Origin of the sequence: Streptomyces sp. NPDC015220 (assembly GCF_043079345.1) — a bacterium.
In the GTDB taxonomy this organism is placed as follows: domain Bacteria; phylum Actinomycetota; class Actinomycetes; order Streptomycetales; family Streptomycetaceae; genus Streptomyces.
Genome location: NZ_JBIBUK010000014.1, coordinates 26,079 through 43,330 on the forward strand (window position 1 = coordinate 26,079; position 17,252 = coordinate 43,330).

Consider the following 17,252-nt stretch of genomic DNA (forward strand, 5'->3'; position numbering starts at 1 on the left):
CCGCACGCGTCGGCGGCCCCGCCTGGCGGCCCGGCGCGCATTGGCGTCATGATCGGAGTTGCGGGTACGACCGTGCGTGCGAGGTAGGCTGCGGCTGCCGGAGGGCGCGGGCGGCGTCACCCTCGCTGGGCGGGCGGCCGGGAGAAGGGGTGGTGCGGGCAGGATGGACTGGCGTGAGTTCGCCGAGCAGATGGCCGAGCTCGCCCGGCGTCTGCTGGCGCAGGGCTCCCCTCAGGCGACGCTCGACGGAGTCGTCGCGGCGGCGGTCCAGCTGATCGACGGGTGCGAGGCATCCGGGATCCTCGCCGTGCGCAGGGGCCGCGCCGTCAGCCTGGCGGTGAGCGGGGACATGGTCGCCGAGTCCGACCGGTTGCAGGGCGAGCTGAACGAGGGCCCCTGCTTCGACGCCGCCCGCCGGGTGAACGACGACCGGATATTCCGCATCGCCGACATGTCGAAACCGCAGCCCGCCTGGCCACGGTACGCGCCCGCCGCCCGTGACCTGGGCATCGGCAGCATGATGGGCTTCCTCCTCTACACCGAGGACGACGACTTCGGGGCGTTGAACTGCTACTCCAGCCGTCCCGGCGCGTTCACCCCGGAGAGCGAGACGGCCGGCTGGCTGCTCGCCTCGCACGCCGCCGTGGCGGTGTCCAGCGCCCGCACCGTCGACCAGCTCGAACACGCCCTGGAGACCCGGCACGCGATCGGCGAGGCCATGGGCATGCTGCGCGAGCGCCACCGGCTCAGCGAGGACGACGCCTTCGCGGTCCTGCGCCGCATCTCCCAGCACCACAACATCAAACTCCGCGACGTCGCCCAGAACATCCGCGACAAGGCGCCCGAGAAGCCCTGACGGGCACCCCGGAAAGGCCCGGTTCCCGGTCTCGCGGTCGCTTCCGTACTGCCCGTCCCGCTGACCTCCCGCACCGCCGTGCGCCCGCGCACCACCGCGCCGGGCGGACGCGACGGGCAGACGCGACGGGTGCACGCGGCAGACGGACGCGACGGGCGCACGGGGCGGGCCGTCCGGGTGGCGCGCGCCCGGCCGCGCCGCCCGGACGGCCCTACCGGTGTCCGCGGCCTGCCGGACGGCACCACCGGGGCGGTGACGCCGTCCCGCCCGGGGGCCGCCCCTCGATGTGGCCCCCTCCCCCGGAAAGCGGGCCCGCGCCGCCTCGCCTGTCGGCCGGACCGCCGTCGGAGCGGGCCTGGCCCGGTCGCTCCGACGGGCCGCAGCCACCGCCCACGCCGGCTCGCGCGTAAGGGGCCGACGTCTCCTCAGGAGAGGGTGACGGCCCTCGCCTCACGCGGCGCGGCAGTGTAGACATGGCAACATGGTCCGACTTCCGGGTCGAACCGGCCCCCGGTCGGCCCGCCGTCCCAGCGACGAGCGCCTCGATCACGCGCCCGGCCCCGCCCGCCGGGCGCGCGAGCGCGCCGAACGGAGGCGGTCCGCGGCCGGCCCGTCCGCCGGACTGCGCTCCGCGCTGCGCGGACGCAGCGTCGCCGGGCAGGTGTTCCTGCTCCAGGTGGTCGTCGTGCTGCTGCTGGTCCTGGCGGCCGTGGCGGCACTGGTGCTGCAAGTACGGCACGACAGCACCGAGGCGGCCGGCGACCGGTCGCTCGCCGTCGCCGAGACGTTCGCCAACGCGCCGGGCACCCCCGCGGCACTGGCCTCCCCCGACCCGTCGGCCCTCCTGCAACCGCGGGCCGAGGCCGCCCGCGCGGCCGCGCACGTCGACTTCATCGTGGTGATGAACACCGCCGGGGTCCGCTACACCCACCCCGTTCCGAACCGCATCGGAGGGAAGTTCGTCGGCGCCATCCAGCCCGCGCTGAACGGCGGCACCGTCATCCAGGAGGTCAACGGAACCATCGGGCCCCTGGTGCAGGCCGTGGTGCCGGTCAGGGCGCCGGACGGCACGGTGGTGGGACTGGTGGCGGCCGGCATCACCACCCGGAACGCCGGGGGGCCGGCCGACCGGCAGCTGCCCGTCGTGCTGGGCGCGGCGGCCGTGGGACTGTCCCTGGCCACGGGCGGAACGGCACTGGTCAGCAGACGGCTGCTGCGCCAGACACATGGTCTGGGGCCGGGCGAGATGACCCGGATGTACGAGCACCACGACGCGGTGCTGCACTCCGTCCGGGAGGGCGTCGTCATCGTCGGCGAGCAGGGCGAACTGCTGCTCGCCAACGACGAGGCGCACCGCCTGCTCGACCTGCCCGAGGACGCGGAGCGGCGGAGCGTGCCCGACCTCGGCCTCGACCCCGCCACCGCCGAGCTGCTGACCTCCGGACGGATCGCGACCGACGAGGTGCACCTGGTCGGCGACCGGCTGCTGGCCATCAACCAGCGGCCCACCGACCTGGAGGGCGGCCCGTCGGGCAGCGTGGCCACGCTGCGCGACTCCACGGAGCTGCGCGCCCTGTCCGGTCGCGCGGAGGTGGCCCGGGAACGCCTCAGCCTGCTGTACGACGCCGGGCTGGGCGTCGGCACCACCCTCGACGTGACCCGGACCTCCGAGGAACTGGCCCAGGTCGCCGTGCCCCGGTTCGCGGACTTCGCCACCGTGGACCTGTACGACGCGGTCCTGCGCGGCGAGGACCCGGAACCGGGAGCCGCGCTGCGGCGTGCGGCGCTCGCCGGCATCCGCGAGGGCGTCCCGCTGTATCCGGTGGGAAAACAGATGCGTTTCATCGCCTCCTCGCCGCAGGCCGACAGCCTCCGGTCCCGCAGAGCGGTCCTCGAACCGCGCCTGGCGGCGGCCGCGGGCTGGCTGGCCCAGGACCCGGAGCGCACCGAGCGGATCGTGGAGTACGGCATCCACTCGCTGATCAGCGTGCCGGTGCGGGCCGGGGCGGTGGTGCTGGGACTGGTCAGCTTCTGGCGGTCCGAGAAGCCGGAGCCGTTCGACGCCGAGGAGCTGGCCCTCGCCGAGGAGCTGGTCGCCCGGGCCGCGGTCTCCATCGACAACGCCCGCCGCTACACGCGCGAGCACGGCATGGCCGTCACCCTGCAGCGCAGTCTGCTGCCGCGCAGCCTGCCCGAGCAGAGCGCCCTGGACGTCGCCTACCGTTACCTGCCCGCGCAGTCGGGCGTGGGCGGGGACTGGTTCGACGTGCTGCCGCTGTCCGGGGCGCGGGTCGCGCTGGTCGTCGGCGACGTCGTGGGCCACGGGCTGCACGCGGCGGCGACCATGGGCCGGCTGCGCACCGCGGTGCACAACTTCTCCGCCCTGGACCTGCCGCCCGACGAGCTGCTGACGCTGCTGGACGAACTGGTGGGGCGTATCGACCAGGACGAGACGGCGGACGGGCCCGGCGCCCCCGTCGTCGGCGCGACCTGTCTGTACGCGATCTACGACCCGGTCTCCCGGCGGTGCGCCCTCGCCCGGGCCGGCCATCCGCCGCCCGCCGTGATCGACCCCACCGGCCAGGTCGCCTTCGCCGACGTGCCCGCCGGTCCACCGCTGGGTCTGGGCGGGCTGCCGTTCGAGACGGCCGAGCTGGAGCTGGCCGAGGGCAGCCGGCTGGTCCTGTACACCGACGGGCTCGTGGAGGACCGGAAGCGGGACATCGACACCGGTCTGGAGGAGCTGCGCGCGACGCTCGCCACGGCCGGCGAGTCGCCCGAGGAGACCTGCCGCGCGGTGCTCGACGCCCGGCAGCCGTTCCGGCCGGGCGACGACATCGCGCTGCTCGTCGCGCGGACCCGGGCCCTGGACGCCGATCGGGTCGCCGAGTGGGACGTGCCGCCGGACCCGGCGGCCGTGGGCGAGGTGCGCGCCTCGGTGACCCGGCGGCTGGCGCGGTGGGGGCTGGAGGAGCTGACCTTCACCACCGAGCTGATCCTCAGCGAGCTGGTCACCAACGCGATCCGCTACGGCAGCCCGCCCATCCGGGTGCGTGTGCTGCGCGACCGCGCCCTGATCTGCGAGGTGTTCGACAGCGGCAGCACCTCGCCGCACCTGCGCTACGCGACCGCCACGGACGAGGGCGGCCGGGGCCTGTTCCTGGTGGCGCAGCTCGCCGAGCGGTGGGGCACCCGCTACACGCGCTCGGGAAAGGTCATCTGGGCCGAACAACCGCTGCCCTGACGCGTCCCCGCCGCTGCCCAGACACGCGCCCGCCCCTTCGCAGGCTGCCTCCGTACGTACCCGCGGACTCCGCGCCCGAAGGGCGACGGCCTGGTCGAGCCGCCGCGCGCGCTCGGCCGGTTCGCCTGCTCCGCAGCGCTCGTGACGCCCGGCGGCGGTGACGAGCCGCCGACGGGTTTCCGCGGCCCACGGGATCGCGTCCCGCGCCGCCGCACGGAACCGCCGGCGAGGGCGTGCGGCGACGAGGAGGCACACCTCTACTCGTTCCTCCACGCGCCGAGGTGGGCCGGGCCGACAGACGGAGGCCCGGGGCGGCGCCGGCGGGGTCGGCACCGAACAGCGGGTCTTCTTCCCGCGCGGGCACGACCTCGGCCCGGGCCCCCGCCGCCGGCGGCGGAAGGCGTACGAGCCCCGGGCCACGTCGGCCGGCGCACGCGCGCCGGACCGGCCCCAGGGCCCTCGACGGGTCTTCGGGGGGCCGGCCCGGCCGGGGCGCCCTCAGCCGCCGCTCAGGCGCTGCCGGAGCAGTTGCTTGCCCAGCTCGGCGCCCTTGCGGCTGTCCGCCTGCGCCTTGCGGAACAGTTCCACGATCTCGTCGTCCTTCTCCCGCTCCGCGTCCTGGATGTACTGCTCCAGCCGCAGCGCGTTCTTCAGGCACGCCTCGACGAACCAGATGAGGTCGTAGTCCTTGTCCCGCGTACCGGTGACGTCACCGGTCTCGGTACCGCTCGTCATGCGGGCCTCCTCCTCGCCGGGACCCGGTGGGAATCCGGGACCTTCGTCCTCGGTGGGGCGCCGGGTACCCCCGGGCGACGCCGGACACACACCGGGTCAGCCCAGGGCCCGGTCGAGGTTGTAGGCGGCGCTGATCAGGGACAGGTGTGTGAAGGCCTGCGGGAAATTGCCCTGCTGCTCGCCGGTGCGGCCGATCTCCTCGGCGTACAGGCCGAGGTGGTTGCCGTAGGTGAGCATCTTCTCGAAGGCCAGCCGGGCCTCGTCTAGGCGGCCGGCCCGGGTGAGGGCCTCGACGTACCAGAACGAGCAGATGGAGAAGGTGCCCTCGTCGCCGCGCAGCCCGTCGGGACTGGTCCGCGGGTCGTAGCGGTAGACCAGGGAGTCGGAGACCAGATCCTCGGTGAGCGCGTCCAGCGTGGCCAGCCACTTGGGGTCGGTGGGGGCGATGAACTTCGCCAGCGGCATCATCAGCACGGCGGCGTCCAGCACGTCGCCGCCCTCGTACTGGACGAAGGCCTGCCGCTTCGCCGACCAGCCCCGGTCCATCACGCGCCGGTAGATCGCGTCCCGGCCCTGCCGCCAGCGCGGCAGATCGGCGGGCAGCCCGCGGCGGTTGGCCAGCCGGATCGCCCGTTCGACGGCCACCCAGCACATCAGGCGCGAGTACAGGAAGTCCTTGCGGCCGCCCCGGGTCTCCCACACGCCCTCGTCCGGCTGGTCCCAGTTCTCGCAGACCCAGTCGACCAGCCCGCACACGTCGTCCCACTGGGCGCTGGAGATCGGCTCGGCCCACTTGTCGTAGAGGTAGATCGAGTCGATCAGGGCGCCGTAGATGTCCAGTTGGAGCTGGTCGGCGGCTGCGTTGCCTACCCGGACCGGGGCCGAGTCCAGGTGTCCCGCCAGGTGGCCGAGTTCCCGCTCGGGCAGTTCGGTGCGGCCGTCGATGCCGTACATGATCTGCAGCGGGCCGGTCGCCCTGCCGTCGCCCGGGCTGATGTGCCGGGTCACGAACCGCATGAAGGCGGCGGCCTCGCCGGAGAACCCCAGCCGCAGCAGTGCGTAGACGGCGAACGCGGCGTCACGCACCCAGACGTAGCGGTAGTCCCAGTTCCGCTCGCCGCCCAGCCGCTCGGGCAGGCTCGTGGTGGGCGCGGCGACGATGGCGCCGGTCGGGGCGTAGGTGAGCAGCTTCAGGGTGAGCGCGGAGCGGTGGACCATCTCGCGCCAGCGGCCGCGGTAGCGGGACTGCGCCAGCCAGCGCCGCCAGTACGCCACGGTGGCCGCGAACTGCTCGTCGGCCTCCGCGCGGGCGCAGCGGCGCGGCACCACGTGGCCGCCCACCTGGTCGAGGGCGAAGACGGCCGACTCCCCTTCGATGAGCTTGAAGTCCGCCCGGACATCCGGTCCCTCGGCCTCCAGCGGCACGGTGGCGGTGAGGGAGAGGGACAGCGACGGCGACTCGAACAGGACCACCAGGCCCTCGGTGCGGACCGTGTGCGGGTCGGCGCCGTAGTTGAACCGGGGGGCCACCCGGGCCCGGAAGGCGAGGGTGCCGCGCACGCACACCACCCGCCGGATCAGCCGGTGCCGCTCGGCCTCCCCGGCGGCCCCGGCCCCGCCGGTCACCGGCATGAAGTCCTGCACCTCGCCGACGCCGTCCTCGGAGAAGAAGCGGGTGATCAGCACGTTGGTGTCGGGGAAGTAGAACTGCTTGGTGCGCGCCGCCTCGACCGCGGCGAGTTCGAAGCAGCCGCCCCGCTCGGCGTCCAGCACGGCCGCGAACACACTGGGGGAGTCGAAGGCGGGGCAGCAGTACCAGTCGATCGTGCCGTCGGTGCCGACGAGGGCGACGGTGCGCAGGTCGCCGATCAGGCCGTGGTCGGCGATCGGCACGTGGCAGGGCTCGTGGGGCGGGAGCTGCGGGCTCGGGGTCTCGGCCATGACGACGGCCTCCCTGTCTGGGCGCGCGGGCAGCTCAGGACCTCGGGCCGCTGCCCTGCCTTCTCGGGCTCTTCCAGCTTCTTCCAGCTTAGGAGCAGGTGGGCGGGCCGGAGGTTTTCCGGCACCGCGGGCAGGTACCCCTACAGCCGGCCGGCACCGGGCCGGCCACCGCCGAGGCCCTTCCGGATGCAGGGAGCGGCGCGGCGGGCAATCGTTGGAGGAGGTCCCGGTCCCGCAGCACGGGTCCCGCAGCACGGACCCGGGCGGGAACCCGGCCGGACCCGAGGAGGACACATGTCGACGTCAGAATCCGAAGCATCCCGCTCGTCCGGGAACCCGTGCACCCCGGACAGGCTGCTCCATGCCCGTACCGGCACCGATGTCTCGCCGGAGGACGTGGTGCTGGCCGCGGGCCGGGACATCACGCCGCGCAACCTGGAGTGGGCCAAGCGCAAGATCGAAACGGAGGGCCCGGCCGCCCTGGACAAGCTGCTGCCCTAGCTTGGCGGGCCGTGACGGTCCGTCGCCGCGGTGGGGTCGGAGCACGAACGCTCCGGCCCCACCGGCTGTTCCGGGTGCTGCCGCCGGCTGGTCCGGGTCCTGCCGCCGGCTGGTCCGGGTCCTGCCGCCGGCTGCTCCGTCCTGCCGCTCCCGCGGCGTCCGCGGCGGCCGGACGGTGACGGCCACGGGCGGACGGCGACGCGACGTCGGCGGCAGGTGCGGGCGGCCCGCGGCAGCACCGCGGGCGTCGCACGCCTCGACACGGGTTTGCACTGCTCGACACCAGGCCCGCCGCGGTCCGGTCGCCGTACGGAGCGTGGCGACCGGGCCGCTGCGGGCCGGGCGGCTCGGGGGCCGGGGGCGGAGGACGCGTGCGCGGGTCAGGATCGGTCGTAGTCGGAGCGGGCGGTGTCGTCCTCGACGACGTGCACCGCGGCCTCCTCGGCGCCGGCGGCTCCCGCGTCGATGCCCACGTCGGCGGCCACCTCCTCCTTGGTGGTGTCGGTGTGCGCGCCCTCGTCCGGGGCCACCAGCCGGCCGGCGCGGGCGTCGCCCGCCTCGGAATCCACCGGCTCGCCGTCGCCGCCGGGCAGGTCGCCCACGCCGTCGCCCTCGGGTTCCTCGATGTCCGGCCGCTCCTGGGCCAGCCGCTGGTCGAGGCTCTCGCCCTCGTGCTGCTCGGCGGCGGTGGTGCCGTACTTGTCGACGCCGAGCGGCTTCTCCGGCGGGGAGTACCCCTCGTCGAGGGTGTCGTCGTAGGTCCGCTCGTCCACCGCGTCCTGCATGTCCAGCGGCGCGGCGTCCTCCTGCTCCTCATTGCTCCCGGTGGGCTGGTAGGCGTCGTCGGCCATCGGATCGGTGCTCACGGGTCCTCCCTCGCGGTGGCTCACTGTCGGGTGTCGTGATCCGCGTTTCCCGCTGGGCCCGCTCCAATCACCCGGTCACGGGTTCCGGTCCGCCGCCGGTTCCGCGGACGTGGCCGGGCCCGCCGTGCACTTCTCCTCGATGCGGCCCACCTTCCGCACCACCAGGAACCGCCAGGGCGAGGGCCCGGGTGAGGAGGAACAGGCCGACGACGACGGTCCCGCGCCGTCACGACGGTCCGTGCGGCATCGGACCCGGGCCGCCGGGCACGGCCGAGTGGCACCGGGCCCAGCGGGATGAACGGACCTGGCCGGGTGGGACCGGGCCCAGCCGGACGGCGTGCGGCCGCGGTAGGCCCGCTCGCGGGCCGCTCGCGGGCCGGGCCGGGCGGCGTTCAGGCCGCCAGCAGCCCGCGGCCGAGCCAGTCGGCGGAGTCGCGCACTCCCGGGAGCACGAAGAAGTAGCCGCCGCCCCTCGGGGAGATGTAGTCGACCAGGGGTTCGTCGATCAGCCTGGTCTGTGTGGCCTCGAACTGGCGCATGACGTCCTGCTGGTAGCAGCAGAAGACCAGGCCCATGTCGAGGTTGCCGACGTCGTCGACGCCCCGGTCGTAGTTGTAGCCGCGGCGCAGCAGGCGGGAGGCGTCGGTGGCGGCGGTGCGCGGGTTGGCCAGTCGGATGTGGGCGTCCAGCGGGATCGCCGTGCCGTGCGGGTCCTTGGCGTAGTTGGGGGCGTCGGTCTCCTCGGCGCCGTCGAGCGGGGCGCCGGTGTCCTTGCGGCGGCCGAACATCTTCTCCTGCTCGGTCAGCGACACCCGGTCCCAGAACTCGACCAGCATGCGGATGATCCGGATGACCTGGTAGCTGCCGCCGGCCGCCCAGGCGGGCTCGCCCTGTCCGTCGCCCACCCAGATCAGACGGTCGGTCTCCCGGGCCGAGGTCACGTCCGGGTTGGCGATGCCGTCCTTGAAGCCGAGGAGGTTGCGCTGGGCGCCGCTGGGCCGCGGGGTGCTCTGGAAGCCGTCGACGCGCCATTTGATCTGCATGGCGCCGCGGGTGTGCCGGGCAATGTCGCGCAGCGCGTGCAGCACGGTGTCCTGGCGGTCGGCGCAGATCTGCAGGGAGAGGTCGCCGTGGCACTCGGCGGCCCGGAGGTCGTCGTTGGGGAAGGTGCGCATCGGGGTGAGCCTGCGCGGCCTGGCCCGGGCGAGGCCGTAGCGGTCGTCGAACAGGGAGGCGCCGACGCCCGCGGTGACGGTGAGGGCGTCGGCGGGGATCTGTGGGCCGAGGATGCCGTTGTCGGAGGGCGGGGCGCCGACGCCCAGGTCGGCGGGGGTGCCGCCGGCGGTGAGGAACCGGGCCCGCTCGGTGATGGTCCTCAGCAGGTCGGCGAGTTCCGCACGGCTGTCGGCGACGACCTGGAAGGAGACGAAGGTGGCGGCGGCCTGGGCCGGGGTGAGCACGCCCGCCTGGTGGGCGCCGTGGAAGGGAATCCTCGCGGCGCCGGATGCGCCGGAGGTGTCCGCGGCGTGCGCGTCGGCGCTGCCGGCCTGGCTCAGGGCGAAGCCGCCGCCGGCCAGGGCGGCTCCCGCGGCCCCCGCGCCCAGCGCCGTCCTGACGAAGGTGCGGCGGCCGTGCCCGGCGGGACAGCCGCCCTGCGGGGCGGACGTTTCGGCGGACGGCATGGAGCGGTTCCCTTCCGAGCGTGCGGTGGTCCGGGAGGTCCCGGTGCTGACGGTGGTTCCGGGCGCGGCGGCCCGGGAGGTCCCGGAGGACCCGGTGCTTCCGGTCGTTCGGGTGGTTCCGGGCGTGGCGGTCCGGGAGGTACCGGTGGGTGCGGCGAGCGGTGCGGTCATCAGGCCGATTTCCGGATCTCCAGCAGGTCCGGCACGGGGGCCAGGTCCTCCAGGAGCTGTCCCATGGCGCCGTCCAGGCGGGCCCGGGCGACCTCCCCGAGCCGGTCCACCGGGGTCCAGGAGTCGCCGTGGCGGGCCGCGTCGAGCAGCTTGCGCAGCCGCGCGACGTCCGTGTCGACGGTGGGCAGCAGGTGCGGCGCGCGGCTGGTGAGCAGTGGCTTCAGCACGGTGAGCAGTTCGCGGGTGCCGGTGAGGTTGGCGTCGGTGGTGGCCAGCTCGGTGCCGCTGCCCTGGTCGGCGTCGCCGGTGAGCTCGAACTGCAGGGTGTTCTCGAGGATCTCGTGGGCGCGCAGGGGCAGGTCGCCCGGGTCGAAGTCCTGGGTGGGGAAGGCCTTGCTCAGGCCGGCCGCGTCGGCGGCGAGCCGTCGGGCGGGGCCCTTCAGCCGGTCCGCGTCCTGACCGTGCCACAGGCCGTACTCGATGCGGCGGAAACCGGTGAAGTCCTTGTCGGCGACGCCGCCGGGCAGCCCGTCCGGCCTGCCGTCGATCTTCCGGTCGAAGTCCTCGAAGGTGCCGTAGGCGGCGCCGAGGGAGGCGTAGGCGCGGTGGGCGGTGAGCCAGTCGGCGCGGGCCGCGTCGAGGTGGCCTGCCTGGATGTCGTCGTTCAGCCGGGCGGTCCGGACGACGAGGTCGGCGAGCCCGGCGTCGACGTACCGCCGGTACTGCTCGAGCGGGCCGGCGAGGTCCTGCTCGGAGACGGGGACGACCGCCCGGGCGCCCGTCCCGCCGCCGACCCGGACGGCCCTGGAGGTGACGGCGGAGCCGCCGGTGGGCACGCAGCGCCAGGCGTAGCTGCCGCCCGCGACCGTGGCGACCAGGTCACGGGTGGTGCCGGGGGCCAGGCCCTCGATCTCGCCGTAGACCGCGCCGGTGGCCGGGTCGATCAGGTACACCTCTGAGGTCTTGGACCCGGTGTTGCGCATCCGGAAGGTCTGCCGGCCGGGTTCCGGCGCGGTGAAGCCCTTGCCGCACTCCGTCGGGGAGACGGCGACGGTCTGCGCCCCGGCGGGCTTGGGCCGGCCCAGCGCCACGACGAGCCCCGCGACGACCGCCGGCACCGCGACGACGGCGACGGGCACGACCCAGGCGGGACGACGGCGGGAGACGGGAGCGGCCGGAGCCGGGACCGGTCCGATCTGAGCCGGTTCGCCCGGGGCCGGGGCCGGGCCGGTCGTGCCCGCCGCCGGTTCGCCCGGGGTCGGTTCCGGCGGGGCCGCCGCCGGTTCCGCCGGCGCCGACCGGGCCGCGGTCGGCGCCGGTACGGCCCGGGCCGGCGGAACCCGCTCGGACACGGGCGGTGCGGGTGCGGTGACCGTGCCCCGGGGCGCCGACCCGGTCCCGGGCACGGCCTCGGAGCCCGCCGCCGTGGGCCGGGGCTCCGGCTCCGCCGTCGCGCGGGCCTCGGTCGCGGCCGGTTTCGCGGTCACCGCGGCGGTGCCCCGCACGCCGCGGACGAAGAGGGTCATGACCACGGCGAGGTAGCCGGCGTAGGCGACGACCTGGAGCCAGGTCATCGTCGGGGTCAGGTTGAGGACGCCCTGGACCAGGGTGCTGTACCAGGAGCCCGCGTCCACGCTCGCGCCCAGGTCGACGGCGTACGCGGCCTTGCCGGGCAGCGCACCGCCCTCCTGGAGGTCGCGCAGGCCGTACCCGAGGACGCCGGCCGCGATCACGATCAGGACGGCTCCGGTGGCGGTGAAGAACTTGGTGAGGTTGATCCTCAGGACCCGCCGGTACAGGCCCCAGCACAGACCGGCCGCGAGGACCAGGCCGATCCCGGCGCCCGTCAGCGGCCCGGCGGACTCGCCGGCCGCGCGGGCGGTGGTCCACAGGAACAGCGCGGTCTCCAGGCCCTCGCGGCCGACCGCGAGGAAGGAGGTGAGGACGAGCACGCCCGCTCCCATGGAGAGCGCTCCGGTCACCTTCTGCTTGATCTCGCCGGAGAGACCGCGGGCCGAACGGCGCATCCAGAACACCATCGCGGTGACGAACGCGACGGCCACCACGCTGAGGCCGCCGCCGAACGCCTCCTGCGCGGTCGCGGAGAGGGACGCGGCGGTGAAGGTGAGCACCGCGCCGAAGCTCAGCGCGAGCGCGATCGCCGCCAGGACACCGGTCCACACCTGCGGCAACCTGGACTTGGCACCGGCCCGGACCAGGGTCGCGACCAGGATGGAGACGATGAGTCCGCCTTCGAGCCCTTCTCGCAGTCCGATCAGGAAGCTCGGAAACGCGTCGTCCCACATGCCGTGCGGCCCTCCCCGGCACACCGTCCCGGCCACCGTGGGACCGAGTAAGAGAAGGCATGCCTTACTTCGCGCACCATCATGACTACACGCATGTAGTCGCCCGGTCATGAAGGGGTAATGACCGGGCAAAAGTCGGAGTGGGACGGGGTGCGTACGCCCTCACCGCGGTTCGGTTCACCCGTTCGGGTGATCACCGGAACACGGCGGCGATCGTTTTCGTCTACAGTGCAGTAGACGGTCTACAGATTTGTAGTCACTCGTCGGGTGCGCCGCCTGTCCGGCGCGTCCGCCGACCCTACGGAAAGGGCCCGCGACGATGCTCGCTCCCCCGTACCTGTCGTCGCAGCTCGCCGTCAACGTGCTGGACGCCCAGTCACTGCTGGCCGCCTTCGGCGTGCTGGGCGTCGGCGTGGTGATGTTCGCCGAGACGGGACTGCTGATCGGCTTCTTCCTGCCCGGCGACTCCCTGCTGTTCACCGCCGGGCTGCTGTGCACGGGCACGGCCGACCGGGGGGTGCGGCTGTCGTTGGCCCCGTTGCTGGTCGCCGCCGCCGTGGGCGCGCTCGCCGGCTCGCAGTGCGGCTATCTGCTGGGCCGCAGGGCGGGCGGCGCCCTGCTCGCCCGCAGCGGCTCGCAGCGCCTGCACGAGGGCGCCCGACGCGCCGAGGAACTCCTGACCCGCTACGGGCACGCGAAGGCGATCGTGCTGGCCCGCTTCGTGCCGGTGGTGCGGACGGTGCTCAATCCGATGGCGGGCGCCCTGGGCGTGCCGGTCCGGACCTTCACCGTGTGGCAGGTGGCCGGCGGTCTCCTCTGGAGCATCGGCCTCACGCTCGCCGGGTACGCGCTCGGCTCGTCCGTCCCGAACGTCGACAAGTACCTGCTGCCGGTGATCGCGCTGATCGTCGCGGTGTCGTTGATCCCGCTCGCGGCCGAGGTGCTGCGCTCGCGCCGGGCGGCGAAGGCGAAGGAGGCGCGCGGATGATCCTCGCCCTGTCGGGCTCGTCGATCGACGGTTCCCTCTACACGAACGTGGTGGATCTGGCCCGCCGCTCCCCCGGCTGGCTCGACGGCACCGTGTCGGCGTGGTCGGCGTACGGCCTCGCGGTGTTCGCCGTGCTGATGCTGGTCGGCTGGTGGCGGGCGCGCCGGGTGAGCGCCGCGGCGGCGGTGACCGCGCTGGCCGCGCCGGTCGTGGTGGTCGCCGCCTACGCGGTGAACTCGCTGGTGAAACTCGCCGTCCACGAGGTGCGGCCGTGCCGGACGCTGCACACGGTCACCCTGGAGGCCTGCCCGGCGCGCACCGACTGGTCCTTCCCCAGCAATCACGCGGCGATCGCCGCGGCGTCGGCGGTGGCGCTGTTCGCCGTCTCCCGCCGGCTCGGGGTGGTCGCCTGCGTGGCGGCGCTCGCGATGGCGCTCTCGCGGGTGTGGGTCGGCGCCCACTATCCGCACGACGTGTTGGTCGGGATCGTGACCGGCGCCCTGGTCGCCCTCGTCGCGACGAAGGTGCTGCTGCGCCGGCCGGAGGGGCTGGCGCGGCGGATCACCGGGACCCGGCTGCGGCCCCTGCTGGTCTCATGAGGCCCCGGGACGCGGCGGATCTGGCGGGCAGCGCGGGAGTGGGCGCCTGGGCGGCGTTCACCGTCGTCGGTCTGGTGGTCACCGGCGGCCGTGGCGCCCCGTTGCCCGTCGACCGGGACCTGCTGTCCTGGTCCGTCGGCCACCGCCCGGAGGTGGCTGTGGCCGTGGCCCGCGGGCTGACCGCCACCGGGACCGGTGTGGTGCCGTACGTGCTCGTGGCGCTGGCCGGTGTCCTCCTCGGCCGCACGGCGCGCCGGCGGGTGACGGCGGTGACCCTGGGCGTCTGCTGCCTGGCCCTGGGCCAGGTGGTGCGCTACGGCGTGATGGAGCTGATCGCCCGGCCGCGTCCGCCGCTCCAGGGCTGGGCGACGGTCGCCACCGGCTGGTCGTTCCCGTCCGGGCACACCACCACCTCGGCGCTGACGGCCGGGCTGGTGATCCTCGCGACGCTGCTGCGTGCCCCGCGCGGCCGGACGGCGCTCTGTCTCCTGGTGGGCTGCTGGGGCGCGCTGGTGGGGCTGACCCGGGTGTATCTCGGGGTGCACTGGTTCACCGACGTGGTCGGCGGCTGGCTCTTCGCCGCGGGCTGGCTCGGGCTGTGCCTGTGCGCGGCGGTCCGGTGGCTGCCCGCAGGCGTCCTGGACGGCCTGACGGGGCCGGCCGGGGGACGGGAGGCGGAGCCCGCGCCCCGGGATCCTCCCGGAGGGCAGCGGCGGTCGCCTTCGGTGTGACCCGGTCCGGCGCGGCCGTAGCGGGCGTGTCCCGCAGGCGGCGTGCCGCGGGCGGTGCGGCGGGCGCCCCGGACGCGGCTCCGGACGGTGCGGCGGGCGCCCGGTGCCGCGGGCGGGCCGTCAGACCGCCCGTCGGCGGATCAGCGCCCCGAGGACCAGCAGGCCGGGGACCAGGGGCAGCCAGACCGTCAGCAGCCGGTAGCCCAGGACCGCGGAGGCGGCCCCGGCGCCGGGCGCACCGGCGGTGGTGAGGGCGAAGGCGAGCGCCGCGTCCAGGGAGCCGAGGCCGCCGGGGGTGGGCAGCAGCGCGGCGGCGCTGCTCGCGGCGAGGTAGAGGAGGGCCACCCGGGCCGGGGCCAGGGGCAGTTCGACGGCCCGGGCGACGGCGATCAGCACCAGGCAGTGCGCCATGGCGAAGGCGAGCGAGCCGCCCCACAGGGCGGCGGCCCGGCAGGGCCGGGAGTGCACGGCCCGGATGTCCGCCAGCACCGAGCAGACCGCGCGCCCGCACCTGGACCGCAGGGGCCCGCGCAGCGCCACGGCCGGCACCACCGCGGCGGCCAGGACGGCGGCGACGGCCGGGCCGGGGACGTGCGGGATCCGCAGGACACCGGGACAGGCCGCGGCGAGCACCGCGATCAGGGCGGCCCGGGAGAGGGCCCCGGCAGCGGCCTTGACCGCGAGCGCGCTCGCCGAACGGCCGGCGGACAGTCCACAGCGCATCAGGAACCGCAGGTTGACCGCCCCGGCCCCGAGACCGGCGGGCAGCACGTGGTTGGCGGCGGAGGCGGCGAACTGGGCGGCCAGGAGCCGCCCGCCGGGCAGCCGTTCGGCGACCGCTCCCTGCTGGGCGAGGGTCGAACACCCCCAGGTGCCGACGGCGGCCGCCGCGCCGGCCAGCAGCCAGCCGTGGTCGGCGCCGGCGAGTTGGCCGGCCCCGGTCTCCAGCAGGGGCCAGTGCCGCCGGCCGAGGTACCCGGCGCACAGCAGGACCGCGAGCACGGCGGCGGTGTGCCACCAGGTCCGGCGGCGCGCGACGGCGGTGGCGGTGGCGGTGAGGAGCGGGGACGTCATGGGGCGGTGCCCTTCTGCGCCGTCGGCGCTACGTACAGGCCGAGGCGGCCGAACCGGTGGAAGGGCCAGGTGCGGGCGTACGGGGGTGGGGGGCCGTTCGCGGTGGTGAGCGCGGCGACCGGTGTCCGCCGGGCGGTCTCCTCGATGGCCGCCCGGGTGGTGTTGGTGTTGTTCCCGTCGGTCGCGGCGGAGCCGCAGCCGGCGTAGAAGGCGATCGGGATGGCGTTCTCGCCGGTGAGCAGGCAGGGCGGGCGCACTCCGAGGCGGTGCAGCGCGACGGCGGTGCGGTCCCAGTCGCGGTGGGCGGCGGTGGTACGGGCGACGGTCCGGGCCAGGACGGCGTACTGGACCGCCAGGTGGACGGCGAGCCCGAGGACGACCAGGCTCAGGGCGGCCGGCCGCCACTTGCCGCCGGGCGCCCGGACCAGGTGGACCAGGGCGTCGGCCACCGGGATCGCCAGCAGGGCGTAGGCGGGCAGCAGGAAGCGGGGCGCCGCGTACCCGACCAGGAACAGGTAGGGGAAGGCGGCCGTGGCGGCGCAGGCGAGCGCGGTCCACGTGGGCCGGGTGCGGCCGGCCCGCCGGGCCGGCACCAGGCCCAGCAGGGCGAGCACCGGCAGGACGTACCACCAGGCGGTGATCAGGAGACCGGGCGGCGCTCCGGCGCACGGGCGGCACAGGGTCCGTCCGCCCAGGCTGCGCAGTTGGTCCACGACGGCGAGGTGCCAGCCCAGGCCGCCCTGAGCGGCGGAGCCGTCGGACAGCCGCCGCAGCGGGCCGCCGTAGCCGACGTAGGCCTCGATCACCCACTCGGCGGACCCGGCCGCCAGGCCGGCGAGCAGTGCGGCGAGGGGCCTCCAGTGGCGGCCCGGCAGGGCGAGGGCCGGCAGCGGGAGGACCGCCCAGACGGCGTCCATGGGCCGCATCCACGCCATCAGGGCGGCGGCGCCGAGCAGACCGCACAGCGCGGCGCGGTCCCGGCGGTCCGCGCGGGCGCGCAGGAAACAGCCCGCGCAGGCGACGGCGCCGACGGCGACCCAGTAGTTGGGCATGGCCTGGGGGCCGTAGAAGAGGGTCACCCACAGGGTGGCGAACAGGGCGCCGGCGAGGGCCAGGACGTGGGCCGGGAAGAGCCCGCGCCACACACGCAGCGCGAGGTACAGGGCGAGGCCCGACAGCAGTGCGAGATAGACGCGCAGCAGCGCGGTGGACGAGGACCAGGAGGCGACGGGGGCCACCAGCAGCGGGACCCCGCGGGCGCGCGGGGCGCTGAAGAAGGCCGCCGGAGCGTGCGGGCTGACCTGGCTGACGTAGACGGTCTCGTCCCAGCCGAGGCCCATGCCGGGGCGGACGAGCAGCAGCTGGGCCAGGGTGAAGGCGGCGGCCACCAGTGCCACGGGCAGGCCGCCGCGCGGGCGCAGGACGCGGCCGGCGCCGGCCGGCAGGACGGATCGCCGGGTTCCGGCGAGTGTGGCGGGCGTGCCGTCGGTCATCTCCACCCCCTCCCCCTACGCACTGTAGGGTTTCTGACTCCCCACAGTCTGCGGGACCGGGGCGG

At 75.3% G+C, this 17,252-nt stretch carries 13 protein-coding genes; 6 read left to right on the plus strand and 7 right to left on the minus strand.

Annotation, left to right across the window (positions count from 1 at the left end):
* Nucleotides 1-163 precede the first annotated feature (163 nt).
* Both ACF061_RS25035 and ACF061_RS25040 read left to right on the plus strand, forming a co-directional pair.
* The gene (locus ACF061_RS25035) at nucleotides 164-856 is read left to right on the plus strand and encodes a GAF and ANTAR domain-containing protein (RefSeq protein ID WP_392269199.1); all 693 of its coding nucleotides are present in this window, start codon (nucleotides 164-166) and stop codon (nucleotides 854-856) included.
* A gap of 481 nt (nucleotides 857-1,337) precedes the next feature.
* Nucleotides 1,338-4,100 carry a SpoIIE family protein phosphatase gene (locus ACF061_RS25040; protein WP_392269200.1) on the plus strand — a complete coding sequence of 921 codons (2,763 nt, stop codon included), beginning with the start codon at nucleotides 1,338-1,340 and terminating at the stop codon, nucleotides 4,098-4,100.
* Nucleotides 4,101-4,598: 498 nt separating this feature from the next.
* On the opposite strand, the gene ACF061_RS25045 is transcribed toward ACF061_RS25040, so the two are convergent.
* Together ACF061_RS25045 and ACF061_RS25050 are read right to left on the minus strand one after the other, a co-directional pair.
* The gene (locus ACF061_RS25045; protein ID WP_392269201.1) at nucleotides 4,599-4,835 is read right to left on the minus strand and encodes a hypothetical protein; all 237 of its coding nucleotides are present in this window, start codon (nucleotides 4,833-4,835) and stop codon (nucleotides 4,599-4,601) included.
* A gap of 96 nt (nucleotides 4,836-4,931) precedes the next feature.
* Nucleotides 4,932-6,776, minus strand: coding sequence for a glycoside hydrolase family 15 protein (locus ACF061_RS25050; protein WP_392269202.1), 1,845 nt, complete (start codon nucleotides 6,774-6,776; stop codon nucleotides 4,932-4,934).
* A 294-nt stretch (nucleotides 6,777-7,070) separates the two neighbouring features.
* On the opposite strand from ACF061_RS25050, the gene ACF061_RS25055 reads away from it, so the two are divergent.
* On the plus strand, nucleotides 7,071-7,277 hold the full coding sequence (locus ACF061_RS25055; protein WP_392269203.1) for a hypothetical protein: 207 nt from the start codon (nucleotides 7,071-7,073) through the stop codon (nucleotides 7,275-7,277).
* A gap of 380 nt (nucleotides 7,278-7,657) precedes the next feature.
* On the opposite strand, the gene ACF061_RS25060 is transcribed toward ACF061_RS25055, so the two are convergent.
* The 3 genes from ACF061_RS25060 to efeU form a co-directional block, all read right to left on the minus strand.
* Nucleotides 7,658-8,143 carry a DUF5709 domain-containing protein gene (locus tag ACF061_RS25060; RefSeq protein ID WP_392269204.1) on the minus strand — a complete coding sequence of 162 codons (486 nt, stop codon included), beginning with the start codon at nucleotides 8,141-8,143 and terminating at the stop codon, nucleotides 7,658-7,660.
* Between the two features lie 392 nt (nucleotides 8,144-8,535).
* A complete protein-coding gene (efeB, locus tag ACF061_RS25065) occupies nucleotides 8,536-9,825 on the minus strand; it encodes an iron uptake transporter deferrochelatase/peroxidase subunit (RefSeq protein WP_392269205.1) in 1,290 nt (429 codons plus the stop codon).
* A gap of 170 nt (nucleotides 9,826-9,995) precedes the next feature.
* Entirely contained in the window at nucleotides 9,996-12,302 is a 2,307-nt protein-coding gene (gene efeU, locus ACF061_RS25070; protein ID WP_392269206.1) for an iron uptake transporter permease EfeU, read from the minus strand.
* 319 nt (nucleotides 12,303-12,621) lie between these two features.
* Between efeU and ACF061_RS25075 the strand changes: the two genes are divergently transcribed.
* From ACF061_RS25075 to ACF061_RS25085, 3 genes are read left to right on the plus strand one after another with little or no spacing between them, the layout of a single operon-like run.
* The gene (locus ACF061_RS25075) at nucleotides 12,622-13,290 is read left to right on the plus strand and encodes a DedA family protein (RefSeq protein WP_392269207.1); all 669 of its coding nucleotides are present in this window, start codon (nucleotides 12,622-12,624) and stop codon (nucleotides 13,288-13,290) included.
* On the plus strand, nucleotides 13,287-13,889 hold the full coding sequence (locus ACF061_RS25080) for a phosphatase PAP2 family protein (protein ID WP_392269208.1): 603 nt from the start codon (nucleotides 13,287-13,289) through the stop codon (nucleotides 13,887-13,889). The genes ACF061_RS25075 and ACF061_RS25080 overlap by 4 nt, the downstream gene beginning before the upstream one ends.
* Complete coding sequence (locus ACF061_RS25085; RefSeq protein ID WP_392269209.1) at nucleotides 13,886-14,620, plus strand: phosphatase PAP2 family protein; 735 nt, start codon at nucleotides 13,886-13,888, stop codon at nucleotides 14,618-14,620. Before ACF061_RS25080 ends, ACF061_RS25085 begins: the two co-directional genes overlap by 4 nt.
* A gap of 120 nt (nucleotides 14,621-14,740) precedes the next feature.
* On the opposite strand, the gene ACF061_RS25090 is transcribed toward ACF061_RS25085, so the two are convergent.
* Together ACF061_RS25090 and ACF061_RS25095 are read right to left on the minus strand one after the other, a co-directional pair.
* Complete coding sequence (locus ACF061_RS25090; protein WP_392269210.1) at nucleotides 14,741-15,694, minus strand: lysylphosphatidylglycerol synthase domain-containing protein; 954 nt, start codon at nucleotides 15,692-15,694, stop codon at nucleotides 14,741-14,743.
* Nucleotides 15,691-17,187 carry a hypothetical protein gene (locus ACF061_RS25095; protein WP_392269211.1) on the minus strand — a complete coding sequence of 499 codons (1,497 nt, stop codon included), beginning with the start codon at nucleotides 17,185-17,187 and terminating at the stop codon, nucleotides 15,691-15,693. Before ACF061_RS25095 ends, ACF061_RS25090 begins: the two co-directional genes overlap by 4 nt.
* Between the last annotated feature and the right edge of the window lie 65 nt (nucleotides 17,188-17,252).